Annotated in this window: 22 protein-coding genes; 10 read left to right on the forward strand and 12 right to left on the reverse strand. The window is 71.3% G+C overall.

Features of this window, described 5'->3' with window-relative positions; all coding sequences use genetic code 11:
* Nucleotides 1-74: 74 nt before the first annotated feature.
* Nucleotides 75-698 (reverse strand): hypothetical protein, encoded by a 624-nt coding sequence (locus WMF43_RS17385; protein ID WP_437681504.1) that lies wholly within the window; start codon nt 696-698, stop codon nt 75-77.
* 108 nt (nt 699-806) lie between these two features.
* Between WMF43_RS17385 and WMF43_RS17390 the strand changes: the two genes are divergently transcribed.
* Together WMF43_RS17390 and WMF43_RS17395 are read left to right on the forward strand one after the other, a co-directional pair.
* Nucleotides 807-1,784, forward strand: coding sequence for a DUF4423 domain-containing protein (locus WMF43_RS17390; RefSeq protein WP_437681505.1), 978 nt, complete (start codon nt 807-809; stop codon nt 1,782-1,784).
* 320 nt (nt 1,785-2,104) lie between these two features.
* Complete coding sequence (locus WMF43_RS17395; RefSeq protein ID WP_437681506.1) at nt 2,105-2,761, forward strand: HPF/RaiA family ribosome-associated protein; 657 nt, start codon at nt 2,105-2,107, stop codon at nt 2,759-2,761.
* Here WMF43_RS17395 and WMF43_RS17400 read toward each other — a convergent pair.
* The 3 genes from WMF43_RS17400 to WMF43_RS17410 form a co-directional block, all read right to left on the reverse strand.
* The gene (locus tag WMF43_RS17400) at nt 2,734-3,666 is read right to left on the reverse strand and encodes a hypothetical protein (RefSeq protein ID WP_437681507.1); all 933 of its coding nucleotides are present in this window, start codon (nt 3,664-3,666) and stop codon (nt 2,734-2,736) included. The genes WMF43_RS17395 and WMF43_RS17400 overlap by 28 nt on opposite strands.
* A gap of 292 nt (nt 3,667-3,958) precedes the next feature.
* Nucleotides 3,959-5,218 (reverse strand): cytochrome P450, encoded by a 1,260-nt coding sequence (locus tag WMF43_RS17405; protein WP_437681508.1) that lies wholly within the window; start codon nt 5,216-5,218, stop codon nt 3,959-3,961.
* A 69-nt stretch (nt 5,219-5,287) separates the two neighbouring features.
* On the reverse strand, nt 5,288-5,554 hold the full coding sequence (locus tag WMF43_RS17410; protein WP_437681509.1) for a hypothetical protein: 267 nt from the start codon (nt 5,552-5,554) through the stop codon (nt 5,288-5,290).
* A 596-nt stretch (nt 5,555-6,150) separates the two neighbouring features.
* Between WMF43_RS17410 and WMF43_RS17415 the strand changes: the two genes are divergently transcribed.
* Entirely contained in the window at nt 6,151-6,783 is a 633-nt protein-coding gene (locus WMF43_RS17415) for a glutathione S-transferase family protein (RefSeq protein ID WP_437681510.1), read from the forward strand.
* Nucleotides 6,784-7,186: 403 nt separating this feature from the next.
* On the opposite strand, the gene WMF43_RS17420 is transcribed toward WMF43_RS17415, so the two are convergent.
* On the reverse strand, nt 7,187-7,903 hold the full coding sequence (locus WMF43_RS17420) for a glycoside hydrolase family 11 protein (protein ID WP_437681511.1): 717 nt from the start codon (nt 7,901-7,903) through the stop codon (nt 7,187-7,189).
* A 762-nt stretch (nt 7,904-8,665) separates the two neighbouring features.
* Between WMF43_RS17420 and WMF43_RS17425 the strand changes: the two genes are divergently transcribed.
* The gene (locus WMF43_RS17425; protein ID WP_437684025.1) at nt 8,666-9,295 is read left to right on the forward strand and encodes a YdeI/OmpD-associated family protein; all 630 of its coding nucleotides are present in this window, start codon (nt 8,666-8,668) and stop codon (nt 9,293-9,295) included.
* A 21-nt stretch (nt 9,296-9,316) separates the two neighbouring features.
* Here the strand turns inward: WMF43_RS17425 and WMF43_RS17430 are convergent, their stop codons facing one another.
* Together WMF43_RS17430 and WMF43_RS17435 are read right to left on the reverse strand one after the other, a co-directional pair.
* The gene (locus tag WMF43_RS17430) at nt 9,317-9,457 is read right to left on the reverse strand and encodes a hypothetical protein (protein WP_437681512.1); all 141 of its coding nucleotides are present in this window, start codon (nt 9,455-9,457) and stop codon (nt 9,317-9,319) included.
* 361 nt (nt 9,458-9,818) lie between these two features.
* Entirely contained in the window at nt 9,819-11,537 is a 1,719-nt protein-coding gene (locus WMF43_RS17435; RefSeq protein WP_437681513.1) for an FG-GAP repeat protein, read from the reverse strand.
* A 224-nt stretch (nt 11,538-11,761) separates the two neighbouring features.
* On the opposite strand from WMF43_RS17435, the gene WMF43_RS17440 reads away from it, so the two are divergent.
* A complete protein-coding gene (locus WMF43_RS17440; RefSeq protein WP_437681514.1) occupies nt 11,762-12,685 on the forward strand; it encodes a hypothetical protein in 924 nt (307 codons plus the stop codon).
* Between the two features lie 358 nt (nt 12,686-13,043).
* Complete coding sequence (locus tag WMF43_RS17445) at nt 13,044-14,717, forward strand: right-handed parallel beta-helix repeat-containing protein (RefSeq protein WP_437681515.1); 1,674 nt, start codon at nt 13,044-13,046, stop codon at nt 14,715-14,717.
* Nucleotides 14,718-14,793: 76 nt separating this feature from the next.
* Here the strand turns inward: WMF43_RS17445 and WMF43_RS17450 are convergent, their stop codons facing one another.
* On the reverse strand, nt 14,794-16,179 hold the full coding sequence (locus WMF43_RS17450; RefSeq protein ID WP_437681516.1) for an aldehyde dehydrogenase family protein: 1,386 nt from the start codon (nt 16,177-16,179) through the stop codon (nt 14,794-14,796).
* A gap of 58 nt (nt 16,180-16,237) precedes the next feature.
* Between WMF43_RS17450 and WMF43_RS17455 the strand changes: the two genes are divergently transcribed.
* Together WMF43_RS17455 and WMF43_RS17460 are read left to right on the forward strand one after the other, a co-directional pair.
* A complete protein-coding gene (locus WMF43_RS17455; protein WP_437681517.1) occupies nt 16,238-17,029 on the forward strand; it encodes a Stp1/IreP family PP2C-type Ser/Thr phosphatase in 792 nt (263 codons plus the stop codon).
* Nucleotides 17,030-17,184: 155 nt separating this feature from the next.
* On the forward strand, nt 17,185-17,445 hold the full coding sequence (locus WMF43_RS17460) for a hypothetical protein (protein WP_437681518.1): 261 nt from the start codon (nt 17,185-17,187) through the stop codon (nt 17,443-17,445).
* 157 nt (nt 17,446-17,602) lie between these two features.
* Here the strand turns inward: WMF43_RS17460 and WMF43_RS17465 are convergent, their stop codons facing one another.
* Entirely contained in the window at nt 17,603-18,679 is a 1,077-nt protein-coding gene (locus WMF43_RS17465) for a glycosyltransferase family protein (RefSeq protein ID WP_437681519.1), read from the reverse strand.
* Nucleotides 18,680-18,730: 51 nt separating this feature from the next.
* On the opposite strand from WMF43_RS17465, the gene WMF43_RS17470 reads away from it, so the two are divergent.
* Nucleotides 18,731-19,711: a hypothetical protein gene (locus WMF43_RS17470; RefSeq protein ID WP_437681520.1), complete on the forward strand. Its 981-nt coding sequence runs from the start codon at nt 18,731-18,733 to the stop codon at nt 19,709-19,711.
* A gap of 109 nt (nt 19,712-19,820) precedes the next feature.
* On the opposite strand, the gene WMF43_RS17475 is transcribed toward WMF43_RS17470, so the two are convergent.
* The 3 genes from WMF43_RS17475 to WMF43_RS17485 are packed head-to-tail and all read right to left on the reverse strand — an operon-like array spanning nt 19,821 to nt 24,664.
* Nucleotides 19,821-21,980: a hypothetical protein gene (locus WMF43_RS17475; RefSeq protein ID WP_437681521.1), complete on the reverse strand. Its 2,160-nt coding sequence runs from the start codon at nt 21,978-21,980 to the stop codon at nt 19,821-19,823.
* Nucleotides 21,980-22,969: a hypothetical protein gene (locus WMF43_RS17480; protein WP_437681522.1), complete on the reverse strand. Its 990-nt coding sequence runs from the start codon at nt 22,967-22,969 to the stop codon at nt 21,980-21,982. Before WMF43_RS17480 ends, WMF43_RS17475 begins: the two co-directional genes overlap by 1 nt.
* A gap of 60 nt (nt 22,970-23,029) precedes the next feature.
* Nucleotides 23,030-24,664 (reverse strand): protein kinase domain-containing protein, encoded by a 1,635-nt coding sequence (locus WMF43_RS17485; RefSeq protein ID WP_437681523.1) that lies wholly within the window; start codon nt 24,662-24,664, stop codon nt 23,030-23,032.
* A 233-nt stretch (nt 24,665-24,897) separates the two neighbouring features.
* Here WMF43_RS17485 and WMF43_RS17490 point away from each other — a divergent pair, with 233 nt between their 5' ends.
* Nucleotides 24,898-26,382 carry a YkgJ family cysteine cluster protein gene (locus tag WMF43_RS17490; RefSeq protein WP_437681524.1) on the forward strand — a complete coding sequence of 495 codons (1,485 nt, stop codon included), beginning with the start codon at nt 24,898-24,900 and terminating at the stop codon, nt 26,380-26,382.
* The last annotated feature ends 2 nt before the right edge of the window (nt 26,383-26,384 follow it).

Genomic DNA, 26,384 nt, shown 5'->3' on the forward strand with positions numbered 1-26,384 from the left:
ACGATTGCGCCGCCCCTGCACACCGCAGGCCGCTTCGGTGGATGAAAGATGGACGCGCGCGCCGCGGATTGGGCTCAAAAGACGCCGACTTCGCCGAGCAGCGTCCCGTTCTCGAGCAGGTACACATGGCCCCGGGGGGTCGACTCGCCCGCCTCCCAGCGCGATTCGACGGAGAGGTCGAAGGCGCCGCTGCACCCGGTGCAGCTGTCCCCCGACCCACCGCCGGCGTACACGTCCGGGAACGGGTTCTCGTCGAAGAAGAACGACAAGCGAAGCTGCGCGGCCCCGTCGTCGCCCCGATAGAGCGCCCCGCGCTGCTCGTGGCGGAGGACGCCGTCGGTGCTCGATAGATGCCCGATCACGAGGATCCGCAGGTGCTCGTCGGTACACTCGCCGCTGCGGCCGATGTACGCCACGACCGGTGAGCTCTCGACGTCGGCGACGAGGGACCAGCTCACGGCGCTCATCGCTCCGTTGGCCCACGTCACGTCGAAGCTCCCGGCCCCGCCCGTCGCGTCGAGGGCCTCCTGGCCGCTCACACCGAGGGGCGTCGGGTCGGTGAGGTCATGCTCCACGACCCGACCAGCCGTCTCCGGGGGGGAGTTACAGGGGTCGGAGGCGACCTCCCCCGTCTGTCCCCCAGCGGCGCACCCCATGTGCAGCCCCGCCAGGAGCCAGCAAGCAAGTCGTCCGTCCATCGAAGTCTCCTTACGCCCCCACTTGCCGCAGCGCACGAGCCAGCGCAAGCGTCGCATAGCGCAGCTACGCATTATCTATCGTTCCGATGTGCTACCATCGATGCACATATGCGATACAAGAGGCCGCAATACGATGAAATCGCAAGGGATTTCTGCCGGGCGCTCCGCGGCCGGCGCTCGCAGCGGCAGCTGAGCGTCCGGCTCGGGTACGGCACGAACGTCGCGTTCAGCTGGGAGTCCGGGCGGCGCTTCCCCACGCTCCCCACCCTGCTGCGCGTCGCGGCGTACAACGGCGTCGACGTCCATCGCGAGCTCTCGGGCTTCGTGCGCCAGGAGTCGGCCTTCGGCGCCGACGTCGCCGTCTCCGACCCGGCCCTCACCGCCACCTTCTTTCAGATCATCAAGGGAGGGCTGAGCAACGCGGAGATCGGCTCCCGTATCGGGCGCAGCGCGTCCCAGGTGTCGCGCTTCATCGCGGGCGCATCCCAGCCCCGGCTCCCCGATGTGCTGGCCCTCGTCGACGCGACCACCGAGCGGCTCGTCGACTTCCTCGCCCTCTTCGTGCATCCGGGACAGTTGCCCTCGGTGGCGCGCGACTTCCGTGTGCTCGAGGAGCGCCGCCGGATAGCGACGGAGTTACCCTGGTCTCACGCCGTCCTGCGCGTCCTCGAGCTCGCGAGCTACGCGGCCCTGCCTCGCCATGACGACGCCTGGGTCGCCGCTCGCCTCGGGCTCCCGGACGACGAGGTGCGTGTGTGCCGCGAGGCCCTGTCGCGGGCGGGCCTGATCCGGTGGCGCGAAGGGCGGTACGCCACCACGGCCGAGACGGTCGACATGACCCGCGGCGCCGCCGAACCGCGACAACGCTTGAAAACGCACTGGCTCGACGTCGCCGCGCGCCGGCAGCGTCGCGGCGATCCAGGGCTGTATTCCTACAACCTCGTCAGCGTCGCGCGCCGTGACCTCGAGCGGCTGCGGGCCTTGCACGTGCGGTATTTCCACGAGCTTCGTCAGATCGTGTCGGATTCGCGCGAGCCCGATTGCGTCGCGCTGGTGGCGATGCAGCTCTTCGAGCTCGGCGCGTGAGGCACGAGCCGGGGCGGGCAGGGCGTCGCCACGGGGCGACTCGTGTTCCAGGAGGGCGGCTGCACCGACATCTTCTGCCAGCCGGACGACGGCCGGCGGTCGAGGCCATCCAGATCCGTTCTCCAGAATGCATGGATGGCATGAACCGTGCAGCGTTCTATGGCATCCGACATGGGCCATTGCGCATGCTCTTCCTGCGGATCGCGTCCTACGAATCGAGGGCGAGGATGTGTCCCAGAAAGCCCAGGGTCGGATCGCCGCGACCGCGGCAAACTGCCCCACGAAGCCGTGCTTCGCGCGGGGCCACGGAGAAAGGGAACATGAGGATGAGCAAGATGCACAAGCCGTCGCGACGCGCGGCGTTCGCCGGTGAGATCGCCCGCCCGGCCACACGCTCGAGCGGCCGGACGCCGACCGACCGCACGCCGGTGGCCGTGCGGACCACGGGCCTCGACATCGACCAGGAGGTGCGCGATTACGCGCGCCAGCGCCTCGGGATCAGGCTGGGCAAGTTCGCCGCCCAGATCCAGCGCGTCAGCGTGCGCCTCGAGGACGTGAACGGCCCGCGCGGCGGCGTGGATACGGTGTGTCGCATCAAGGTGGTGCTGCGCGGGCTCCCCACCGTCGTCGGTCAGGACGTCGCGGAGGGGATCCGCGAGGCGATCGACCGCGCGAGCCACATCGCCGAGCGCTCGGTGCGGCGCGCGATCGGCCGCTCGCGGCCTGCTGCTGCTGCGCTGCGCTACCGGCGGCGGAGCACCTCGCCCGAGGCCCGCGGGCTCCACGCTGCCCGTCAATCGACCGAGGTTGCCGGCTTCCCGCTCTCCGACGCGACCAGCAAGGGCGGTCGCGACGGCGATGGGGAGGATATCCATCGAGGAGATCGCGCGTTCGCCTCGCAGCAACACGGCGGAGGCCCCGCGGTCAACGTTCCCGGAGGTCGAGGTGGCTACTCGGCCGCGCGTTCGGGGCGGTAATACGTCAGCCCACGCTGACTCAGGATGACGAGCTCGTCGCCCACGAAGCACGGCTGCCCGAGGTCTTCCTGGGAGAGCTGCGCGCCGTCGGCGCTCGTCACGGCGCCGAGCAGGGCGCCGTCGCTCGCCGAGTAGACGACCATCTGCTCGAACAGCCCGGCGACCCAGAGCTCTCCGGCGCGGTGGGCGACGCCCTGGTTGCGCATGTCGGGGCGCGCGGCGGGGAAGTGCTGCTCGATGCCGCCGTTCTGCGTCGACAGGCGGTAGACGTCCCCGATGGTGCTCGACAGCCACAGGTGCTCACCGTCGAAGGTCAGCCCCGTGGGGCCCAACTCGGTGGGCGCGGCGCGCCTGCGGAGGATCCGGCCGGTATCTGGATCGACCTGCACGAGCTCGTTGGTGTTGCCGGCGATCGAGATCCAGATCGTACCGTCCACCCAGGCGATGCCGTGGGCGCTCGTGCCGCGCGAGCCGATCAGCGTCGGCAACACGTGGGAGCGGAGCGGCATGCTGGCCGCGTCGTCGAGCTCGTAGAGCACATGCTGGCCCTCGTGGCTCGAGAGGAGCCAGAGCCTCCGCCCGTCGTAGGTGACGCCCGCCGAGTTGCCCATCGCGGGAGCGACGTTCCTGCGGGGCAGGATGCGGTACATCGCGCGGACGTTGCCGCTGCGGCCCGGCCACCCCGCGTCCGCCGTGATCACGTCCGCGCGGGGCCGTTGCTCGGCGGCGTCTCGCGCACCCCCGTCCAGCGCCTCGCCCGCGACGCGGCTGTCCGGCGGGAATCGGGGCTGCGCCACCTGGACAGGCGTCGCGCCGCCGCATCCCCCGGAGGACGCCCTGCCGATGAAGAAAACCAGCACCAGGGCGCCCAGCCAGAGGAGCCGCGCCCGATGTTCCAAGGTCACCAGCGCGCTCAGCAGGAGGCGCCATACCGGTCGTCGACGGTGGTTCATCAGTTCATGGACTCCAGCAACCGGGGATGGAGTCTATGGAATGACGGCGATGGGGCCAAGGTCAAACGTGCCGCGCAACAGCGGGAAGCAGCGCGGTTTTCCTGCTGAGCGTTCTCACCTTCAACCCCGGCTGGGATCAGAACGCCCAGAAGCTCGCCTCGTTCACCGATATTCGCGACCTGCAGCGCCAGCTGAAGGCACAAGGGGTACAATTGCCACGTCGCCGGTGCGGCGCGGGGGAGGGCTACGCGTCCCACGCGATGGAGAGCGAGTCGAACGCGCGCATGAGCATAAACGGGCTCCGGCGCGCGGGGTCCTTCCCGCGCCGCAGGCCGGGCAGCCGATCGAGGAGCTCTTCGAGCGCGATCTTCGCCTCCGTGCGCGCCAGCAGCGAGCCGACGCAGAAGTGGATGCCCTTGCCGAAGGCGAGGTGCTTGCCCGCGTCCCTGCGGTGGATGTCGAAGCGCTCGCCGTCGGCGAACTCCGCCTCGTCCCGGTTCCCCGACGCATACAGCAGGTACACCCGTGCGCCTTTCGGGATACGGACCCCGGCCACCTCGGCGTCCGCCGTCACCGCCCGGAAGAAGCCGCGGACCGGGGACTCGCACCGCAGCATCTCGTCGATCGCGCCCGGGATCAGCGACGGGTCCCCGCGCAGCGCCTCTGCCACCTCCGGGTGCGCGAGCAAGAGGTCGATCCCGCTCGCGAGCAGGGCCGTCGTCGTCTCGTGCCCGGCGGCCAGCAGATCCATCGCGTTGCAGACCGCCTCCTGCATGCTCAGCGCCGCGCTCCCGCCGATCTCCTCCGGGACGAGGAGCGAGAGCAGATCCTCCCGCGGCTCGGCGCGGCGCGCCTCGATCTGGGCCTGGAAATAGCGCTGCATCGCCACGTATCCGCGGGCGCTCGCCACCTGCGCCTCTGGCGGCGCGCTCCCCGCCATCAGCGCCTGCTTGTCCTCGTGCCAGGCCCTGAGCTGCTTCATCTCGGAGCGCGGCACCCCGAGCAGATCGCAGATGACGTAGCCCGGCAGCGGCAGGGCGAACTGCGAGACCAGCTCGGCGTGCCCATCGCGGATGAAGGCGTCGATCAGCTCCCGCGTGAGCTCGCGGATGTGCCCCTCCAGCGCCGCCACGCGCAGCGGGGTGAAGGCCTTGCCGAAGACGGCGCGCACGCGCGTGTGATCGGGCGGGTCGCTCTGCACGAGCGAGGTGAACTCCTCGTACCCCTCGCGGAGGACCGCGCGGACCTCGGGGATCGGCTCGGCCCTGACGTAGAGCGAGTTGAAGGACGAGAACCGGTCCGTGTCCCGCAGGACGGCCACGAGGTCGGCGTACCTGGTGACGATCCACACGTCGAGCCGGGGGCTATAGAAGACCGGCTCCTCGCGCCGCGCGCGCGCATAGATCGGGTAAGGGTCCTCGATCTGCTCGGGGAGGAAGGGGTTGAAGAGATCGCCGAGGGAGCCCCTCGGCGGCGGCGGGATCTGCTCCGGAGCTGCCTTCACGATGTCGCCTCCTGGACGGCCCTGGGGAGGAGCGGGCCGAGCCCGGAGGATACCTCATCGGTGACGCCATCAATCAGAGAGAGGGCACTGCTCGTAGCAGCGCCAGGCCTCCGTGCTGCGGTCCGTGCCGCCGGCGAAAGACGCCTTGATCTCGTCGCAGGGCGCGTCGAGCACGCACGACGCGCGACACTCCTCGTGTTCGGAGCAGCCGGCGAGGTCGTCATCGAGCTCGAGGTCGTCGACCCCGCAGGCCTCGGCGTGCTCGACGGCATCCGCGCATGTCCCCGTCTTGCAGCCGGCCGCGAGGAGCGCGGTCGCAATGAAAATCGACGCCATGAGATAACTCTTGCGCATAATCCAGCTCTGCAGCTCGCAACGTGTGGATGGAGGGGAGCCGGCCGGCCCATGCAGCGCGGCGCCCCGGAAGCGGCCCGCCGTTGCCGCCGGCCCCTTCACCCGATGGAGAACGTGGGGGAGCCGGTTTGGGCACGGGCCGATGTCGATTCTTTTTGGGATTCCAGTCTTGCTGGAATACGGCAAAGGTCGAACCGGGGGATCGGCCCGCTCGGATGGGAAGTGATCGCGTCTCGCAACTTTCGGCGCGGGGGTGCGATCCGTCGTCACGCCATCCAGGGGGCCGCCCTCACTCCACAGCCTGCGGCGCAGGCCCGCGTGCTCGGCCCGCTGGACGAGCTTTGGAGGCGCCGACGCGGCGCCTGCGCGCTCTCGTTCGTGTGGCCGCGGCTCGCGCCGGTGATCATCGCCGGGTAGCGGTCGAGGTCGCCACGCGCCGAGGCGGGAGCCATGAACGCGGCGGCCAGAGAAATTCAAATCTGCCGCACCTGACGCCGTGCCCAACGGGGCCGGCCTCTGGTAGCCTCCGCCGCGCCGCCGACCGACCGGCGGAAACGAACGGAGAAAGAGACACCACCATGGCCATCGTTCTTTACCACCACCCGTTTTCGCGCGCCGCCAACACTGTGTGGATGCTCGAGGAAGTCGGCGTCGAGTACGAGCTCAAGTTCGTCGATATCATGGCCGGTGACCAGAAGAAGGAGGACTTCACGAAGCTCAATCCGATGGGCAAGCTGCCCTTGCTCGTCGACGGCGACACCGTCGTCACTGAATCCGCGGCGATCGGCCTCTATCTCGCGGATCGTTATGCCCCGGGCCGCCTCGCGCCGAAGCTCGACGACGCGGCGCGAGGCACTTACTTCCGCTGGTCGCTCTTCGCCCCCTCGGTCATCGAGCCCGGCTCGATGGCCAAGGCCGGCAACTGGGAGTTCCGCGCCGGCTCCGCCGGTTGGGGCAACTACGACGACATGCTCGCGACGATGGAATCGGCCATCTCTGGCCGTGACTTCGTCCTCGGCAAGGAGTTCTCGATGGCCGACGTCATCTTCGGCGGCACCATCGCGTACATGCTCGACTTCAAGATGCTCGAGCCGCGCCCGAGCTTCACCGGATATGCCGCGCGGGTCAGAGCCCGCCCGGCGTACGCGAAGAGCGAGGCGCGCAACAAAGCCGTGATGGACGAGCGCGGCCTCAAGATGCCTGGGGCTTAGAGCGCCCTGAGGGATTGACGCGGAGCGCCTCGGCGAGCGCCGTAGGAGCGCCGCGTCTTCTTCCTGCGCTGTGCGCTACGGCGCTCTCGGCGGCGGCCGCCGTGACCTCGCGCAGCCGCCCCGGCAACGGCATCTGCCTCGTCGTCCAGCGCGACCCGATCGCACATGTGCGGCGCAAGAGCTCGGCGCGGTTTGTCGACCGCCCGATAGCCGCCCCGCTTGCGTTTCGGAGCGGCGTCATCGTCCGCCTTCGTAGGCTCTTCTGGCTTCGCAGGGCGCGGTCCGATGCGCTTGCGCCGCACGCGCATCGGCGCGCGGCGCGCTCTTCGTAGAACCGCTCCACGCTCTCGACGAAGATGCGGGTCAGCACGCCGAACAACGCCCCGTCCTGGGCGAGCCGGCGTCAATTCTGCCACACCGTCAAGTTGGAGCTGCCGCTGCTCGAGGGGTTGAACACCTCTGTTGCCATCACCTGGTACCTGTGAGTGCCGAGGTTCCACCCCTTTGACGCCCAAGCATTTACGTGATTGGAAAACGTGATGGTGCTGTTGGTCCCGGTGGGCCTCTTCGACCTTCGGACACTCCAGTACTGATAGAACGTCGCAGTGCCTTGGATGGAGGGCGCGTTGACTCGCTGCATCCTGTACAGGTCGTAGGTGCCATCGTCCGTGGTGACTGAGCCCGCCGGCGTTCCACCCGGCGGTCTCCAGCTGCCCCAGCTGTCAACGACGTAGTATTCCACGAGCGGGCTTGTCGTCCACCCGTAGAGAGTCAGGTATGCATTGCTGCTGCCCGTCGACCAGACGCCGGCATTGTAGCCAATTTTCCTGCTCGACGACCCAGTGTTCCAGCCCTTGCCGCCAACGAAATTGTAGTTGCCGCTCCCCCAGTTGACGGCGTAATTGCCTCCGCCGTTCAGATTCATGCTGACCGACCCGCCATCTTTCCAGAACGTGTACCACTGGCCGTCCGTTCCGGTTTGATTCGAATTTATCGTGAGGGCGCTTTGATCGGTGTCCAGATCGGACTCGGTCATGTCCACTTCTGCGCCATTCATAACGCAGTTGGTCAGTAGGAGCCCAAGGGCGGAGCACATGCCGAGCCGGGTTATGTTGTTCATGGTGATCGCCTTTCTTGGCTTATCTATGGTTCGTGACTGGCAGTTGCGTCAAGTCGATTGTGCATCGCAACCGGGCCTGGCCATCAAGAAGGTGCGATATTATCAGATGCGGAGTGACGATGGTGGCTTGACGCCGACAGGGGGGCGGAGGCCTCGACGGGCGCGATCGCCCGGCGCGCCAGGCGCGCGAATCTCGTCGAAGATCGCCTGCGACCAGCGGGCCGCGCCGGCCGCGCTCGGCAGGCGAGCGCGCTCGAAGAGCTGGAGCGAGATGGACCAGGCGCCGCGCGCCGGCAGGGCTGCACAAGGCCCCTCCCGGCGTGAAGCGACTCGATCTGCTCGAGGCTGAGCGGCCACGCGAGAAATGCACAGCGGGCCTGTCGAGGAGGCCTGTGCGCGGCGCCCGCGAACGCGCCGTCGCATGTGTCCGCGACGACCGAACAATGGGAGCCGGTGAAGAGATCGATCCCGATCCCGATGACGGAGGTCCCGGTGCTCATGACGGCCCACTCTGGGTAAAGCGTAAGGATGAGGTCTCATTGTGAACGTTCACGTGGCGGATGTCAACGCCGATCCGCCGCCCGTGGCGATCCGTCGGCTCGACCACCCCCGAGCTCCGTGGCGCGGGCGCTCGTCACCGGGCGTCGGCGGACGCTCGGCGTGATCGGGGCGGCGGGTCGGGCGAGTCGGCGTTCGACGACCTCCGCGCTGGCGTCTCTGGTGGCTCCGCGTATAGGGTGGGCGCGTTGCGAGGCCGACCAGATGGCGCCCATCGTTCCCGACAAGAGCAGGATCAAGAGCTTCCCTGACGAGGCCGCGTTCGAAGCGTGGCTGGCCGCAAACCACGCGCAGGAGACGGAGCTGTGGCTGAGGATCTACAAGAAGGACTCCGGCGTGCCGACGGTGACCCACGCGCAGGCGCTCGACGTGGCGCTTTGCTGGGGATGGATCGACGGGATTCGAAAATCTCTGGATGAATCCTCGTTCTTGCAGCGGTTCTCGCCGCGCAAGGCGAGGAGCGTCTGGAGCCAGATCAACCGCGATCACATCGCCCGCTTGACGGCCGCGGGGCGCATGACGCCGCACGGGCAGCGGCACGTGGACGCGGCCAAGGCCGATGGCCGCTGGGATGCGGCGTATGCGCCGATGCGCAGCGCGACTGAAGCGACCATCCCCGACGACCTCCGCGCCGCGATCGAGGCGAACCCACGAGCACGTGAGACGTTCCAGACGCTGGGGCGTCAGAACCTGTTCGCGCTGGCGTTCCGCACGAGCAACATGAAGACGCCGGCTGGTCGCGCGAAGAAGATCGCTGCTCTGGTGGCGATGCTGGCGCGCGGCGAGACCATCGTGCCGGAGCGGCGTGGACCGTCAAAGGCGACCCGGCGGTAGGCCCGCGGCGTGGACGGGACCTCAGAACCGGGCGCCGAGCGCGGCGGCGGCGCCGCCGGGCAAGGGGACGACGTGCACCGCGGCGGCGGCGGGCGCGGCGGGTGCGGCGGGCGCTGGGCCGGGCAGGAGCAGCGCGGCCGCGACGCCGCCGAGAGCCGCCACGCCGAGCGCGTAGGCGAATCAAGCCGGATCGCAGCGCGAGGAAGTGTAGCGCGGCAGAGCGAAAGGGTGGGACCGCGAGCGTCGTGATGGCTCGGTCCTGAATCGAAAGAGCGTGGTCCGGGCGGCGCCGCGCGCGCTAAGGGGCGCATCGGCGTGCCGTGGGCACACGTGTCCGTCCGGGCGTTGGAAAAGATATACGAACATCGAGGATTACCGCACGAGTCTCGAAGACTGGGAATCTCCTTGGTTGACGCTTGTCCGCGCGGGATCCAGAAGGGCGCCTGCAGATCCTCGAACAGCCTCGACACCAGGCGCGCGTGGGCAGCCGTGATGACCACGATGTCCTCCTCCGTCGGGTAGCTCAGGAGGGTCGCCGCCCTTTCCAGCCCCTGGGGCGCCGCGCGGATACGGCTGTGAGCGCGAAGAGGACGACCGCGATCGCCGGAGCGTGCCGCGCCGGCTGACCCGGGCTGCCCATCTGACATCCCTCGCCGCTGTCGACCTCGCCACTGCTGCCGCCAGAGCCCGCCACGCTGTCGCCGCCGCCGGAGCCCGCTGCGCTGTCGCCGCCGCTTCCGGTAGCGCTGCCGCCTGCGCCGCTGCCGCCTGCGCCCGCGGCGTCAGCGCCGCCGCTGCCGGATGCGCTGCCGCCGCTGCCGGTGGCGCCGCCGCCGGCGCCCGCCGCGCCGCCGCCCACGCCCGCCGCGCCGCCGCCCACGCCCGCCGCGCCGCCGCCCGCGCCCGCCGCGCCGCCGCTGCCGGTGGCGCCGCCGCCCGCGCCCGCCGCGCCGCTGCCGGCAGGGGCGCACTCGCCCGACAGGCACGAACCGCTCAGGCAGTCCTCATCTGCGGCGCAGCTCCCGCCATCAAGGGACGGCAGCGCATAGACATACGCCGCGCCGGCGCGGCTGGGGGCCTCGCCCAGGTAGGGGGCCCCGACGATCGCGCTCCCTCCAGCATAACCGGTGCTCCAGCCGAAGAAATCGAACGGGTGACCGTCCGACGGGACCAGCGTGCGCGCCTCCATCCACGTCGCTCCTCCGCCGTAGAACACCGAGGCGACGCCCTTCTGCTCGTTCACGCCGACGAACCCCGCCAGCACCACATTCCGCAGGAGCTGCACCCCGGTCGCCGCGGACCCCGTCAGCGCGGGAATGAGCTTCGCTTGCTGCGTCCACTCGCCGTCGTGGCGCGCATAGATGTACACGGCGCTCTTGGCCCCGACCGCAGCCGTGTCGCCCTCGACGGCGACCGACGTGCCGAAGGCCAGGTTCACGCCGCTGTCGGGCGGCACGAGCTTCGCCTGCTGCGTCCACGCGCCGCCCTCGCGCACGAACACGTACGCAGATCCAGCGCTGTAGCGCCCATCGGGGTCGTCCTGGGGGGCGCCCAGGATCGCGGTGTCGCCCGAGAGCGCGACCGACCAGCCGAGCCCGCGAGGGCTGTCGTGCGGCACCAGCTCCACCCGCGTCGACCACACGCCATCCATCCTCGTGAACGCGAAGGCCCGACCCACGGCTAGATCGCTGTCCTCACACACATTGCTGGCCACGACCGTGTCGCCGTCCACGTCCACGGCCATCGTCGACAGGCCGCCGACGATGACCTCCGGGATGGTCAGCCGGGCCTGCTCGGACCAGGCCTCGTCTGCCCGGCCGAACACATAGATGCGCTCCTCGATCGAGCTCGCCTCGTAGTCGGCGCCGGCCATGACCACGGCGGTGTCTCCGTCGATCGCCACCTGACGGCCGAACCGCATGCCGTTCTCGCCGTCGCCCGGCTCGAGGGTCGTCGAGAACGTCGCGACCCCTCCGGCCACGGTGTAGACGTGAGCCGCACCTTGGGTCAGGCCATCCTCGTCCGGCACCCCGATCAGCACCGTGCTCCCGCTCCCGGCGACGGCAAAGCCGAAGAGGCGGCTCGCCGCGGGCGCCGCCTCGGCGAGCCGCTGGTCCTCCAGGAAGGTGAGGGCCGCGCGCGTGGTCGCGGTCGGGCTCTCCTCAGGCCTCGCCGTGGCGCAGCTCGCAGCCGAGACCACAGGCGATAGGAGCGCTAGCCAGATGAGTCGACGGTCGTTCATGGGGCACCTCGACCTGGAGAGTAGCCGAGGCGTCCGTCTCTCGAGAATCGCGTCGCGCGCGATCGCGACCTGCTGTCCGACCGATCGCGCTCGGGCGCGCCGCGTCGCGGGACGAGCATCCCCGCCGGAGGCCTGCCTTGTTGATGTAGGCGAGCGGTCGCGGTAATCCTGCGCGCCAGCGTGCGTGGAGATCGATGAACCGGCGGCTCCCAGAGATTGCGGCGGTGTGGGCATCCGTGCTCGCGCTCGGCGCGGCGGGGTGTGATGACCAGCACGTCGTCATCGGCGTGATCGCGCCCGGGCAGGGAGGGGGAGGCGGGAGCGCAGGCGGCGCAGGCGGCGCAGGCGGCGCAGGCGGGGCGGCGGGCGCGCCGGAGCGGCCGGCGTTCGAGGCGCCGACGGCGGTGACGGAGATCAACAGCGACGCCAGGGAAGAGGACCCGACGCTCACGGGCGATCTGCTCGAGATCTATTTCATGTCCGATCGCGACGGGGGCCGCGATATCTGGACGTCGCGGCGGGAGGCGCTGGGCTCGCCCTGGGACCCGCCGCACGCCGTGGAGAACATCAACCAGGCCGAGATCACCGAGGACACGCCCAGCATCTCCGAGGATGGGCTCAGGCTCTGGTTCTTCAGCGCGCGCGAGCCGGCGGGCATCTGGCGCGCCGAGCGCGCCAGCCGGGACGAGCCGTGGGGCGCGCCGGTGCACGTGGACACGCTGGTCATCCCCGAGACCGAGGTGATGTCCCCCCACGTCGCCCCGTCAGAGCTCCACGTCGCGGTCGGCCTGCGCGGGCCCTCGACCGCCGGCTGGGACCTCGCGATCGCGACGCGCGAACGCCCGGACGACGACTGGGGCGCGCTCGCGCCGCTCTCCGAGCTGAACGGCCCGGACGACGAGCACGCCCCGTTCCTCTTCGACGACCTGCGGCAGATCCTGTTCCGCTCGGGAGGAGACCTGCTCTGGGCACGACGACCCACGGCCGACGCGGCGTTCGAGCAGGCAGCGCCGCTCGCGGAGCCGGTGAACCTCCCCGACGCGCGCGACACCGATCCGCACCTCTCACCCGACGGCTCCGTCCTGTTCTTCGCGTCGACGCGGAGCGGCGTGGCCGACATCTACGAAGCCCGCCGCGTCGCGCCTTGATCCGAGCCCCGCGCCTCGCGCACGGCGGATACCGCCATGGGTGCGCGCCCGGCGCGCGCAGGCGGCGCTCGCCGAGCCGCCCGCACAGGCGAGCCCCCCAGGAGCCCACGATCGGGCGGGAGCCGTGGCGCCCTGTTTTGATGTAAAATTACCACCTGAGGCGAAATCTTCGACCCCTCGATGCCGAAGTCGAGCGACCCGTGATTGATTGGGAGCGCTCCGGTACACGGGGAGAGCGGGACGACGCGCGACAATCGCGTGATGTGCGCCTCGCCTTGGGAGGACCCTCGGCGCAAAAACCGGCAACGATGTCCGACGCTCCTTGTCGACGACTTCAACTTCTCGCGAGGCTACACCGATGAGCATGAATCGAAAGCAGTCTCTGGCGGCGACCTCGACGACCGCGGGCCTCTTCGTGCTGATGGCGACCGGACACGCGCGCGCGGCGGAGCACTACGTGGCGCCGGACGGCAGCGATTCCAATCGCGGGACCATGGACCAGCCGTTCGCCTCCCTCTCCAAGGCGAACAGCGCCGCCGCCGCCGGCGACACCATCTGGGTGCGCGGCGGCACCTACTACATCACGACCCAGCTCGTCCTTTCAAGGAGCGGCACCTCGGATGCGAGCCGCACCAAGGTGTGGGCCTACCCAGGTGAGAAGCCGGTGCTCGACGCGTCGAGGTATGTCACCAGCAACCGCGCCGTCGACGTGCCGGTGGTCCTGGTGACCGGAAGCTGGATGCACCTTCGCGGGCTCGAGATCGGCAACGCCAAGGCGGGCGGGAGCGGCGACCACTCGTACTCGCTGCTCCGCACCAGGGACTCCAGCAACAACCTCTTCGAGCTGCTCGACCTCCATCATGCCTTCGGGCCCGGCCTGTTCATCGATGAAGGCGACGGCGGCAACCTGGTCCTCAACTGCGATTCGCACGACAACTACGACCAGGACGGCAGCCAGGGCGACGGACAGAATGGAGACGGCTTCGGGGTCCATTACCAGACGACGGGTCCCAGCACGATCATCCGGGGATGCCGCGCGTGGAACAACTCGGACGATGGCTACGACTACATCTCGCAGGAGGTGCCGGTCATCACCGAGGGCAGCTTCGCCATGTCGAACGGCCGGGGCAGCGACGGCAACGGCAACGGGTTCAAGGTCGGCAGCAGCAAGACGGGCATCCGGCACATCGTGCGGAACAACGTGGCCTGGAACAACAAGGCCGCGGGCTTCTACGCGAACCATTCGTCGGGCGGCAACACCTGGCTCAACAACTCCGCGTACAAGAATGGAACCCAGTACAACATGCTGGCGAGCCCGCCCGACGACAGCAGCCAGACGATCATTTTGACCGGAGCGCTCGCGCACCTGATGCGGAACAACATCGGCTTCCCGGACAAGAACCGGAACATGGAGGGCGTCGACGCCGCGTTCAACACGTGGGACCTGGACATCACGGAGGCGAGCTCGGCCTTCGAGAGCACGTCCGACGCCGGTTGCGCCGGACCCCGCGAGGCCGACGGCAGCATCCCCTCCGCGTGTGTGTTCATGAAGCTCAAGGCCGAAAGCGCTTTGATCGACGAAGGCACGGACGTGGGGCTGCCGTTCGTCGGATCGGCGCCGGACCTCGGCGCTTACGAGTTCGGCGCCGGGCCGGCCGCAGGGACGGGTGGCGGCGCTGGCGGCGGCTCGGGCACCACTTCCGGCGGGATGGGCGGCACGGCAGCCCATGGAAGCGGCGGCGACGGGCCCGGTGGCACGGTCGACACCAGCGCCCCGGGAACCGGCGGCGCCACGGGCGGCACCGACGGCGAACCAGGAGGCGGCGCCGGAGCCGCAGGGACCTCGGAAGAACGCAGCTCCGCGGCGGGTTGCGCCTGCGCCGTCGCTTCCGACGGCGCCGCCGCCGGTGCCGGCGGATTCGCGTTTCTCGCGCTTGCCTCCGCGTTCGCCGCGCGCTCCCGCGATCGGAGGGCGGCGGGCACACGTGTGCGCCCCTGGGCCCTGCGGCGCCGCGAGCTTGGCTCGCGTTAGGTCATCGCTCGATGGTCAGGTTCCGGTCAGGTTCCGGAGCCTCGCTCCCCGCGCTGCGCCCGGCCCGGCGGGCCGCTCAGCCGAGCTTGAAGTTGATCGACTTCGGCCGGGTCAGGTGGAGGAATCCGAGCGTCGAGAGCGTCGCGCCCTTGCCGCTGTTCTTCGCGGCCGTCCACGGGAGCGCCGGATCCAGGGTGTCGCACTGGTTCATGTACACGGTGCCCACGTCGAGCTCGCGCGCGAGCCGCGCGGCGCGCTCGCGGTCGCGCGTCCAGATCGACGCGGTGAGCCCGAGATCGCTGTCGTTCATGAGCGCGAGCGCCTCCTCGTCCGACCCGACGGGGACGATCGGCAGCACCGGCCCGAACGACTCGATGCGCATCACGTCGAGATCCGGCGCCACGTCGACGAGCAGCGTCGGCTGGAAGAAGCGCCCGCGGCCGTCCACCTGCGTCGCGCGGCCGCCGAGGAGCGCGCGCGCCCCCCGCGAGATCGCCTGCTTGACCTGCGCCTCCAGGAACGCCGGCGCGTGAGGCTGCGCCATCGGGCCCAGGTTCGTGCGCTCGTCGGTCGGATCGCCCAGCACATAACGCTTCATGAGCTCGATCGCGGCGTCCACGAACTTCGGGTAGAGATCGCGGTGGACGTAAGCGCGCTCGACCGCACAGCAGCTCTGCCCGGCGTTGTAACAGGCCCCGTCCACGATCCCGTCCACCGCCTTCTCGAGGTCCGCGTCGGCCGCGACATACGCGCCGTCCTTGCCGCCGAGCTCGAGGCCGGCGTCGACGGCGACCTTCTTCGCCGTGGCCGCGTAGATCCTCCGTCCGCCTTCGACGGAACCGGTGAAGGCCACGAAGTTGACGCGCGGGTCCGAGGCGATGCGCTCGGAGGTCGCGTGGTCGCAGTGGAAGGCCTGGACGAGGCCGGGCGGCGCGCCGGCCTCGGCGAACGCCGCGGCGAAGTGCTCGCCGCAGAGCGGCGAGCGGGGCGAGTGCTTGAGGAGCACGACATTGCCCGAGAGCACGGCGGGAATGACCACGTTCACCGCCGTCAGGAGCGGATAGTTCCAGGCGGGGAGATTGAAGACCACCCCGAGCGGGGCGCGCACGATCCGCCGCTCGATCCCCGGGAGCTGCGGGAGGACCACGTCGGCGAGCGAGGCCTCCGCGATCGAGATCATGTGCCGGGCCCGCTTCGCCATGCCCGCGACTTCGTTGCGGGATTGGCGCAGGGGCTTGCCCATCATCCGGGTGATGTCGGCGGCGATCGCCTCCGCGTTCGCCTCCATGCGCTCGATCGCGCGCTGGCAGAGGGCGGCGCGCTCGGCGAGCGGGGTGTGCGCGGCGCTCCGCGCGGCAGAGGTCGCGGCGTCGAGGAGCCGCTCGACCGCGGCGGCGTCGGCGAGGGGCCGCCGGGCGGCTTCGTCGAGGGTATAGGGGTTGTCGATCACCAGGTCGGACATGGCGGTGGAGATTAACCCAGTTCCCTGGAGGGCCAAGCGTCGTCTAGACTCGGGGCGAATGCGCGCCATCGCGGCAGGTTTGTCGGACGTCGGCCGGGAGCGGATCCACAACGAGGACCGGTACATCCTCCTCCCCGAGTTCAACGTCTACGTGGTCGCGGATGGGATGGGCGGGCACGAGGCCGGCGAGGTCGCGAGCCGCATCGCCGCGAGCGCCATCGCGGGCTACTTCCGCGAGGCGAACGGCAAGCGCCGCCGCGCCTCGACGGGCGATCGGCTGCGCGCCGCCGTGACGTACGCGAACGCGCGCATCTTCGCGCACGCCGACGACTCGCGCCACTACCGCGGGATGGGCACGACGGTGGTCGCCGCCGCGTTCTCGCCGCGGGAGCGCAAGCTCTACGTCGCGCACGCCGGCGACAGCCGCTGCTACCTCCTGCGCAAGGGCGGGATCGCGCAGCTCACCCGGGACCACTCGCTCGTCGCGGAGGCGCTGCTCGAGCGGCCGGATCTCACCGAGAGCGACCTCGCGTACCTGCCCCGCAACGTGATCACGCGCGCGCTCGGGATCGGCCCCAGCGTCGACGTCGACCTGCGCGCCGAGCGCGTCGAGGCCGGCGACGTGTTCCTCCTGTGCTCCGACGGCCTGCACGGGCTCGTCGACGACCGCGAGATCGCGCGCATCATCGAGGACAACGCCGTGCTCGCCGACGCGTGCGGCAAGCTCATCGACTGCGCCAACGAGAACGGTGGCCGCGACAACATCACCGCCGTGCTCATCCGGATCGAGGAGACGGCCTCCGCGTCGTGGAGCCAGCGCCAGGGCGCGAAGAGCCGCACCGCGCGGTAGGATCGGGGGACGATCGGAGGGGCCGGGGAGCACGCCGCGCCGCCGCGCGGGTCGACGGCGCACGTGGGTTGCGCGCGCGTCGATCGCGCGGCGATCGGCGGCGCGCCGGCGCCTCCATCGGGCGCAGTTGGGTCGGAGAAAATCGAGGTCACGGCATGCGAAGTAAGTGGATCGCGATGGGGCTCGTGGCGGGCGCGCTGCTCGCGGGCGGCTGCGGCGGCGAGGCCGCGCTCGGGGAGGCGTGCGAGGAGGAGGGGGCGGACGGCGAGTGTGAGGACGGGGCCGTGTGCGGCAAGCCCGACGACAGCGCGGCGCTCCAGTGCCTGAAGACGTGCGTCGAGCAGACGGACTGCCTCGCGACCGAGGAGTGCAACGGCATCGCCGGGTCGAACCTCAAGGGCTGCCGGCCGAAGTGAGTGGAGGCGGCGCTGCGGCGCGGCGGCGGCGTGTGCGCCGCGCGCCGCGGCGCGGTCCGTCAGAGCACGCGCGGCGCGGTCCGTCAGAGCACGCGCGGCGCCGCCTGTCAGAGCACGCCGCGGCGCCGCCTGTCAGAGCACGCCGCGGCGCCGCCTGTCAGAGCACGCCGGCGTGCGCGCGGTCGAGCAGGCCGTCCATCGTCTCGAAGAGCGCGCGGTTGCCGTCCTGCGCGTAGCTCGCGAGCTTCTCCTCGCAGGCGGGGATGGCCTTCACGAAGTCCGCGACGACCGCCGGGTCGTCGAGCGAGTCGGCGGCGCGCCCGAACCCCTCGCGCTCGAGGTAGCGGGCGTTGAGCACCTGCTCGAACTGGCGGCCGAGGGGGACGGCGAGCATCGGTTTGTGCAGGTAGACCGCCTCGCCCATGAGCGTGAACCCGCCGCCGGCGATGACGCCGCGGCAGGAGGCGAGGTCGTCGATGAAGCCCTGCTCGCTGAAGGGCCGGTAGCGCAGGTTGCCCTCGACCTGCTCCTCCGCGATGTTCCGGCGCATCCCGTAGATGCGGCACTCGAGCCCGGTCCTGGCGAGCGTCGCCGAGAGCGCGTCGTTGCCCTCGGCGGTCTGGTAGACGAGCAGGTGCTCGCCGGGCCGCCGGTCCGCGGCGATGATCTCGGGGCGCAGGATGGGCGGCACCAGCGTCGTGTTCTCCTTGCGGACCGGGGGGCGGAAGAACGAGGCGATCACGTAGTGGTCGCAGAACGGCAGCTTGCTCTTCACGAACGCGCGCGTGAGCTGGAAGCCGGTCTCGTGGCCGGCGAGGATCTCCGCGTCGTGGGTGCACCGGTTGATGATCTGCATGTTGTCGACCGAGAGGATCGGCACCCGGTGGACCTTGGCGTAGAGGTACGTCCACGACTCGAAGTCGCTGATGGTGAGCTCGGGGCGAAAGTCCTTGATGAGCTCGAAGTACGCGGCGATGTTCTTCGGCGTGCCCACCGCGCCCGAGAGCACGTTCGACCAGAGCGTCTTGCCGCGCCGGACGCGGTTCTCCTCGTAGATCATGTGGAGGCCGTGGATGCGGTTCACGCCCTCGAAGCGCTTCGAGAGGAAGTCCGTCGCCCGGCCCGACGCCATGATCTCGAGCTCGTGGCCCTGCGCGAGCAGGTGCTCGATCACGACGCGCGAGCGCATGGCGTGCCCCATCCCCTCACCGACGACGCCATAGAGGATCTTCATGAGGCGCGAGCATAGCGGGGCCGCTCCGGGCTTCGGAAGGAAACGGCGGGCGTGACGGCGCGCCGGCGGATCTGGAGCGAGCTCTTGCCGCTTCAGGTGGTCGGGGCGCCGGGGACCCTGGCGCTCCTGCGGCGGTACGGGCTGGAGCTCGCGATCGCGGTGCGGCCGGAGACGGCGGCGGGGCTGCCGGAGCTCGCGGCGGCGTGCGCGGGGGAGGGGGTGGAGGTCGCGGTGTGGCCGATGATCGCGGACGAGGACGGGCGGTGGGCGAGCGCGGAGAACGCGGCGGCCTTCGGCGCGTTCGTGGCGCGGCTGCTCGACGCGCTGGACGGCCGCGGCCTCTCCGCGGCGGAGGTCGTGTTCGACCTGGAGCCGCCGATCGCCCGGGTGCGCCGGGCGCTCGCGGGGCCGCTCGGCGCGCTGCGCTTGCTCAAGGGGGGCGATGCGCCGGGGAGCCCGCGGTGGGACGACGTGGAGCGCACCTTCGCCGGGATGGCCGCCGCGCTCGACGCGCGCGGGATCGCGACCTCGGCGGCGATCGTGCCGCTCGTGCTGCTCGACGGGCCGGGGCGCGGCTGGGAGCGGATCCTCGGGACGCCCGTGTCGGCGCCGGCGTGGGGGCGCGTCAACGCGATGCTGTACACGTCGTTGCTGGCGGGGTACTCGCGCGGCTGGCTCGGCCGGGAGGACGCGGTCGCGCTGCTCGCCGAGGGGTGCCGCGCCGCCGCGCTGCGCTTCGGTCCGAGGGCGGGCGTCTCGCTCGGGGCGGTCGGGAAGGGCGCGCTCGGCGACGAGCCGGTGTACCGGTCGGCCGCCGAGCTGCGCGAGGACGTGGCGGTGGCGACGGCGGCGGGGATCGAGGACCTCGCGCTGTTCGACCTGGGCGGCGTGCTCGCGCGGCCGCTGGCCGAGGCGTGGCTGGAGGCGTTCACGGCGCCGCCCGCCGCGCCGCGGACGCCCCGGCCGACGCTGCGCGCGCGCGGCGCGATCGCGGCGGGCGCGCTGCTGGGGCGGGCGGCGGGGTGGGTGTGACGCCGGCGCGCGGTGAGGGCGGAGCTCAGCGCCCACGCCAGCGCCAGGCCGCGAGCTGCACGAGCACGTCGCAGCAGGACCTCGATGAGGCGCGCTGCACCGATGTCGGTCACCAGTCGTCAGAGAAGAGCTTGACCGTCGGCAGGCCGTCGCCCATCTGGCTAGCGGAACGGCCCACGCTGTTGGCGTGCCCCAGGCCGAGCTGGCCAATGTTGTTGCTTCCCCAGCATTTGGCGCTGCTGTCGCTCAGGATCGCGCATGTGTGAGACTGGCCTGCGGCGACGGCGACCGCGGTCTTTCCGGTGCCGAGATTCACGGCCGCGAGGTTGTCACCCATCTCGTTCGATGCCCTGCCCACATAACTGGTGGTGCTCCCCAGGCCGAGCTGGCCATAGGCGTTATGGCCCCAGCATTTGACGCTGCTGTCGTTAAGGAACGCGCACGTGTGAGACTGGCCTGCGGCGATGGCGACCGCGGCCTTATCCGAGCCGAGGTTCACGGCCGCCAGGTTGTCCCCCATCTCGTTCGAGGCCCTGCCCACATAGCTGGTGGTGCTTCCCAGGCCGAGCTGACCATAGATGTTGCTTCCCCAGCACTTGACGCTTCCGTCGTCGAGGAGCGCGCACGTGTGAGACTGGCCTGCGGCGATGGCGACCGCGGCCTTATCCGTGCCGAGGTTCACGGCCGCGAGGTTGTCCCCCATCTCGTTCGAGGCCCTGCCCACATAGCTGGTGGTGCTTCCCAGGCCGAGCTGACCATAGTTGTTGCTTCCCCAGCACTTGACGCTTCTGTCGTCGAGGATCGCGCACGTGTGAGACTCGCCTGCGGCGATGGCGACCGCGGCCTTGTCCGTGCCGAAGTTCACGGCCGCGAGGTTGTCACCCATCTCGCTCGATGCCCTGCCCACATAGCTGGTGGTGCTTCCCAGGCCGAGCTGGCCATAGGCGTTATATCCCCAGCATTTGACGCTTCCGTCGTTAAGGAACGCGCACGTGTGAGACTGGCCTGCGGCGATGGTGACCGCGGCCTTGTCCGTGCCGAGCTTCACGGCCGCGAGGTTGTCCCCCATCTCGCTCGAGGCCCTGCCCACAGGGCTGGTGGTGCTTCCCAGGCCGAGCTGACCATAGCTGTTGCTTCCCCAGCACTTGACGCTTCTGTCGTCGAGGATCGCGCACGTGTGAGATTGACCGGCGGCGACGGCCATCACGGTCTTCCCTGCGCCTAGGTTCACCAGCGGCAGGTCAGAGTCCATCTCTGCTGGCTCATCGCCGCGATCCTCGAGATCCCCGAGCCCAAGCTGGGCGTTCCCGTTCTCCCCCCAGCACTTCAGCTTCCCGATCCCGATGACCGCACACGTATGTTCGTTGCCCGCGGCCACGTGCGTCACCCGCTGCGACACGCACTCCGCGCACGCGTCCGCGCTGCTCGTGTTCCCGTCGTCGCACTCCTCGGCGTTCGACAGGTACCCGTCGCCGCACTCGCAGTCCGCCCCCTCCTCGTTGACCTCGCCGTCGCAGTCCTCGTCCGTCTCCGCGGGGTCGCAGGTCTCCCTCTCGGGCGTCTGCTCGCCGAGACAGGCGCCCCAGGCCTGCCCGTCGGTGGTGCAGCTCCTCGTGCCGCCCGAGCACTCGCCGACGCCCTCGGTGCCCTCGGCGCCCGTGTAACATCGCTCGATGACGCCGGGCTGGCACACGCACGTCGCGCCTTCCTCGTTCACCTTCCCGTCGCAGTCCTCATCGAGCGGCGATTCGCACGTCTCGTCCTGGGGGAGCACCTCTCCCTCACAGCCGCCGACCGGATTGCCCTCCCTGTCGCAGCGCTGCACCCCGTCCACGCAGATGCCCTTGCCCCGCGTCGTCCGCGGGCCCGAGTAACACGGCAGCTCGGTCTCGGGCGTGTGCCTCGGCAACGTGCCCGCGCACGTGTCGAGCGTGCAGACGTTGTCGTCGTCGGGCGCGTCGCTCTCCAGCGGGACGAGCTTCGTCTTCCCGGCGCCGTCGCAGACGAGCTGGGCGCAGTCGCCGTCGGTCTGCTCCTGCAAGGGTGTCCCCTCGATCGCGTCGTCGAAGACGCAGGTCCCGCCCTCGCACGCCACCGCAGCGCGGCACTCCGGCACCGCCACGGCGCAGTCATCGATGGTGACGCAGGCCACCACCTCTTCTTCCCGCGGGATCCCCTCGCGGATCCCCGCGATCTGGTTGCAGCCCACCGCCACGACGAGCGCCGCGGCCGCCGCGCCCGAGCCCATCCGCTTCCTCTTCATCCCCATCACCAGACCCCTCGCAGCGCGACGCCGCCGGGCAGGAGCGCGACGCTCGCCGCGCGGGGCGCCCCGATCGTCCCCGGCCGCTCGCTCTTCGGGCCGGCCGCGGGCGCCGTCACGAACAGCACCACGCCGCCAGCCGCCAGCAGGCCGCCCACGATGAACGCCGCCGTCGAGGCGTTCCCGAGCGCCACGGCGTCGCGCCGCAACGAGAGCCCCGTGGGGTCGCAGCGATCCTGCGCGTCGCAGTGGTTCGCCTCGTTGCTGTCGCCGTTCTTCGCCATCGCGAGGCCCCCGAGCACCGCGCCGGCCGCGAGGCCGGCGGCGCCGAGCCCCATCCCGACGAACGCCGCCGGGCGCTGCCAGGGCCGCTCGGGCCCGGCGCTCGTCGCGGGCGCCGCGGCGGGGGCGGCCGCCTCGGGCTCGAGCGGCGGCACCGCGACCGCGACCTGGGCACCGTCGGCCACGACCTCGACCTGCTTCTTCCACGTCCTGCGGCCCGGCGCGGCCGCCACGATCTCGTGCCCGCCGGCGTCGACCGGCAGCGGCGCACCCCACTGCGCCTCTCCGACCGGCACGCCGTCGCGCGTGATCGCGAGCCCCGGCGTCGACGCCGCGCCTTCGGGCACCTCGATCGTCAAGGTGGCGAGCTTCGGCCTCAGCGCCGCCGCCCGGGCCGCGGCCCGCTCGGCGCGCTCGATCTGACCCACCTGCGGCGCCATGGTCTCGACGAGCGCGTACTGCGACCAGGCGCTCGCGAGCTTGCCGAGCGCCTCGTAACACTCGCCGAGCGTCAGTTTCGCGCCGAGCCCCTCGGGCACGAGCCGGGTCACCTCCTCGAGCTTGCGGCAGGCGCTCGCGTATTTCTTCTCGTCCATCTCGGCCGACGCCTGCTCGTAGAGCGCCTGCGCGGCCAGCGCCTTCTGGGGATCCACCGCCTGCGCCCGCGCCGCCGCCGGCGAGAGCAGGGCGAGCGAGAGAACGAGGGCGCGCACCGGGGTCGCGCGACGCGCGAGAGAATTTCTTATGCTGTTCATGTCCTCTGGACGTCGACGCTAGAAGACGCCTTCTCTCCGCGGCGCGGTGTTGATCGGCGCCGTGGCAGGAGCGCTGACCGTCGGCGGCCTCGCCGTCACGGGGGGCGCAACGTTTTGCGGGACCGTCACGGTGCTCTGCGGTCTGCTCCCGCGCGGCGCCGGAGCCGCCGGGGATGGCCTCGCCGACGTGAGCGCTGGCGGCGGCGCCGCCGCAGCGCTCGTAGCCGGCGGCGAGGGCGCGGCGGCGCTGGCGGTCGGCGGCGAGGGCGCGGCGGCGCTGACGGTCGGCGGCGCGGCCGCGGTCGCGGCGGGCTCTGCGGAGGCGGTCGCGGCGGGCGGCGTCGCCGCCGGCGTGTCCGGCAGGGTCGCCGCGGCGAGTGATCCCGCGGGCATCTCAGCCCGAGGCGCCTCCGGGAGCGCCGCCGCGTCGGCGACCTCCGGCGGCGCCGCAGGCCTCTGCGCGAGCCATACGGCGCCTGCCGCGAGCGCCGCGACACCGAGCGCGGCGGCGGCGGCGGCGGCCTTCCTGCCCCGGGACGCGCCGGGAGCGTTGCCCGTGTTCGACCACGTCGAGGCGCCCGTGCCCGTCATGGGGAATGGCGCGCTCACCGAAGGCACGACCGCTGGAACCGAGGCGCGCTCCGGCGCGTGGAGCACGGGCGGGCCACCTCCCGGCTGCGATCCATAACCTGGCTGCGAGGCGCGCGCGGGCACCACCGCGCCAGGGAGCGACGTCATGCCGGGGTAAGTCGCGCGATCGGGCCGGGACGCGCGCGCGGCGCTCGCGGCGGCGCCGTGTGTTCCGAGCAGCGCCCGGAGAGGAGCGGCGAGCTCCTCGACGTGCTGAAAGCGGTGCTCCGGCCGCTTCTGCAGGCAGCGCGCGACGATGTGGTCGAGCTCGAGCGGCAGGCCCGGTCGCAGCTGGCTCGGCAACAGCGGCTCCTCCTGGAGCACGCGGCCGACGACCTCCGTCAGCGTCTCGGCCGGGAACGGCACCTTCCCGGTCAAGAGCTCGTAGAGCACGACGCCCATCGACCAGATGTCGCTGCGGGGGTCGACATCCTTTCTGCGCATCATCTGCTCGGGCGACATGTACAGGGGGGAGCCGAGCATGCTCCCCGTCCTCGTGAGATCTACGTTGTCCGGCGCCATCTGCTTCGAGATCCCGAAATCGAGCACCTTGACGCAGGGCGCTCCGTTCGGCCGCCGGATGAGGAACAGGTTGGCTGGCTTGATGTCCCGGTGAACGATGCCGAGCGAATGGGCCTCGGCGATCGCGTCCGCGGCTTGGAGGAGGTACAGCACCGCGTCTTCCCAGGGCAGGGGACCGGCGCTCCGGACGACCTCCTTCAGGTCGGCGCCGTCGAGGTACTCCAGCGCCATGTACGGCGATCCCGTGTCGAGGCGGCCCACGTCATAGACCTTGGCGACGTGCTCTCCCTTGAGGCGCGCCGCCGCGCGCGCCTCGCGCAGGAACCGCCCCACGGCTTCCGCCTCGCCGAGCGCCTGCGGAAGGAGGAATTTGATGGCGAAGAGCTCCCCCAGCTCGAGGTGGCGCACCGCCGCGACCACGCCCATGCCCCCGTGCCCGAGCACGCGCTCCACGCGGTACCTGCCAAGCAGGACATCCCCTGGACGAACCGGCGCTTCCATGGTGCCCGACGAGCTCCTCCCGCGCGGTGCTCGCGCAGCGCGTGGATCATGACGATAAAACGCCGCCGATAGTATAGAGAGCGCCTCTGCGTGTCCAGCGCGCGCCGGGCAGCATTGTGCTCGGTGCCCGGCGACTACGCCGCACGACAGCCGTCCTGCTCGTCGCGGCACGTCGATTCCGCTGCTGTGGTTTCGGGTGGCGCGCGGCGCCGGCGGTCCGCTAGCGTGGCCGGGTGAGCCCGAATGGACCGCCGGCGCGCCCTCAGCTGGCCGAGCACGTGCTCGCGCGGCGCCACCTTGTCGGCGAGGAGGAGATCATCGTCCTCCACGACGTCCGCTCCGGACAGCTGCTCCAGCTCGGAGGGCGCGAGTGGGGCCTGCTCGCCGCGGCGGACGGAACACGCGATGTCGAGGGCATCGTGCTCGCCGCCGCCCGCGAGGGGGCGCACGCGCGTGTGCGCGCGGCGGAGGACTTCTTCGCGGCGCTCCACGCCGCGGGGTTGCTCGCGGCCGGAGACGCCGGAGACGACGCGGCCGCGCCGGCGATCTGCGCGGCCGAGGCGGCTGGCGCGGCCGGCGCGGCGGAGGCGGGGCGCGCCGGCGAGGAGGACGAGCGCGCGCGCCGCGCGCGGCCCATCGAGGTGCTGCCCGACTTCAGCCTGCACTGCGACGGCCGCGGGAGCTGCTGCCGGCTCTACGCCTCGGTGATCTTCGATCCCGAGGAGGCGGCGCGCGCGCGGGCGCTCAGGCCCGACGTGCTGAGCGGCGGTGTCCGGCACGAGCGGGCCTTCACGCCCGAGCGCGGCGCGTGGCCGTGCGCGGCGTCGGCGGTGGCGCTGCGCGACGGCCGGTGCGCCTACCTCGAGGGCGAGGGCCGATGCTCGCTCCACGCGATCGGCGGGCCCGACGCCAAGCCGCTCGGGTGCCGCACCTTCCCGACCAGCTTCCTCGACGACGGCGCGTCGGTGCGCGTCTCGGTCGCCGTGGAGTGCGCCTGCGTGCTGGCCAGCGTGGGCCGGCCCGCCGGGGCGCCGCTCCTGGATCCGCGGCTGCGGGTGCGGGGTGATCTGGACGAGCGCGTGCATGTCGCCGAGCTCCTTGGGCGCGTGGAGATCGCGCCCGGTGCGACCGTCGACCGCGCCGAGCTCGTCGCGTGGTCGCGGCGCCTCGCCGCGGCGGCGCCGCCGGCCGACATCGCCGAGGGCCTGTGGTCGCTCGCCGCCGCCGTCGAGGCCGAGGGGCTCGCCGGGGGAACCCTCGCGCGCTACGAGCGCCCCGCGCCGCTGGATCCGGCGGCGCTCGCGCCGTGGCTCGCGGCGCTGCATGCGCGCGCGGCGCGGAGGGCGCGCGAGGACGCCGCCTGGAGGAGCGAGCGGGATCTCGCGCTGAGCGCCGCGCAGTGGATTGCGATGGCGACCGCCGCGCTCGGCGATGTCGAGCTGCTCGGCGCGCTGCTCTCGGCGCCCGCGCAGCGGCCCGAGCGCGAGCGATTCTATCTCCGCGCGGCGCTGCATGGGCACCGGCTGGTCGGCGCGGTGCCGCTCTCGCTCGCCCTGCGCGACCGCGCGGTGCGGCTCGTCGTGGCGCGGGCGCTGCCGGCGATCTTCGCGGCGGTCGGCGCGAGTGATCCGGCCTGCGCCGAGCCGATCGCGCTTGTTGAGGCGATGCTGCGCGCCTACGGCCTCGATGCCTACGCCGGCGAGGTGGAGGCGCGGTGATC

Source organism: Sorangium sp. So ce131, assembly GCF_051519095.1.
Taxonomy (GTDB): Bacteria; Myxococcota_A; Polyangia; order Polyangiales; family Polyangiaceae; genus Sorangium.

Coding starts and splice junctions, on each gene's coding strand:
- WMF43_RS17455 (WP_437681517.1), top strand. CDS start 16,238: ATGCGCGCCATCGCGGCAGGTTTGTCGGACGTCGGCCGGGAGCGGATC.
- WMF43_RS17475 (WP_437681521.1), bottom strand. CDS start 21,980: ATGGGGATGAAGAGGAAGCGGATGGGCTCGGGCGCGGCGGCCGCGGCG.
- WMF43_RS17385 (WP_437681504.1), bottom strand. CDS start 698: ATGGACGGACGACTTGCTTGCTGGCTCCTGGCGGGGCTGCACATGGGG.
- WMF43_RS17415 (WP_437681510.1), top strand. CDS start 6,151: ATGGCCATCGTTCTTTACCACCACCCGTTTTCGCGCGCCGCCAACACT.
- WMF43_RS17420 (WP_437681511.1), bottom strand. CDS start 7,903: ATGAACAACATAACCCGGCTCGGCATGTGCTCCGCCCTTGGGCTCCTA.
- WMF43_RS17395 (WP_437681506.1), top strand. CDS start 2,105: ATGAGGATGAGCAAGATGCACAAGCCGTCGCGACGCGCGGCGTTCGCC.
- WMF43_RS17435 (WP_437681513.1), bottom strand. CDS start 11,537: ATGAACGACCGTCGACTCATCTGGCTAGCGCTCCTATCGCCTGTGGTC.
- WMF43_RS17390 (WP_437681505.1), top strand. CDS start 807: ATGCGATACAAGAGGCCGCAATACGATGAAATCGCAAGGGATTTCTGC.
- WMF43_RS17465 (WP_437681519.1), bottom strand. CDS start 18,679: ATGAAGATCCTCTATGGCGTCGTCGGTGAGGGGATGGGGCACGCCATG.
- WMF43_RS17460 (WP_437681518.1), top strand. CDS start 17,185: ATGCGAAGTAAGTGGATCGCGATGGGGCTCGTGGCGGGCGCGCTGCTC.
- WMF43_RS17410 (WP_437681509.1), bottom strand. CDS start 5,554: ATGGCGTCGATTTTCATTGCGACCGCGCTCCTCGCGGCCGGCTGCAAG.
- WMF43_RS17485 (WP_437681523.1), bottom strand. CDS start 24,664: ATGGAAGCGCCGGTTCGTCCAGGGGATGTCCTGCTTGGCAGGTACCGC.
- WMF43_RS17425 (WP_437684025.1), top strand. CDS start 8,666: ATGGCGCCCATCGTTCCCGACAAGAGCAGGATCAAGAGCTTCCCTGAC.
- WMF43_RS17450 (WP_437681516.1), bottom strand. CDS start 16,179: ATGTCCGACCTGGTGATCGACAACCCCTATACCCTCGACGAAGCCGCC.
- WMF43_RS17445 (WP_437681515.1), top strand. CDS start 13,044: ATGAGCATGAATCGAAAGCAGTCTCTGGCGGCGACCTCGACGACCGCG.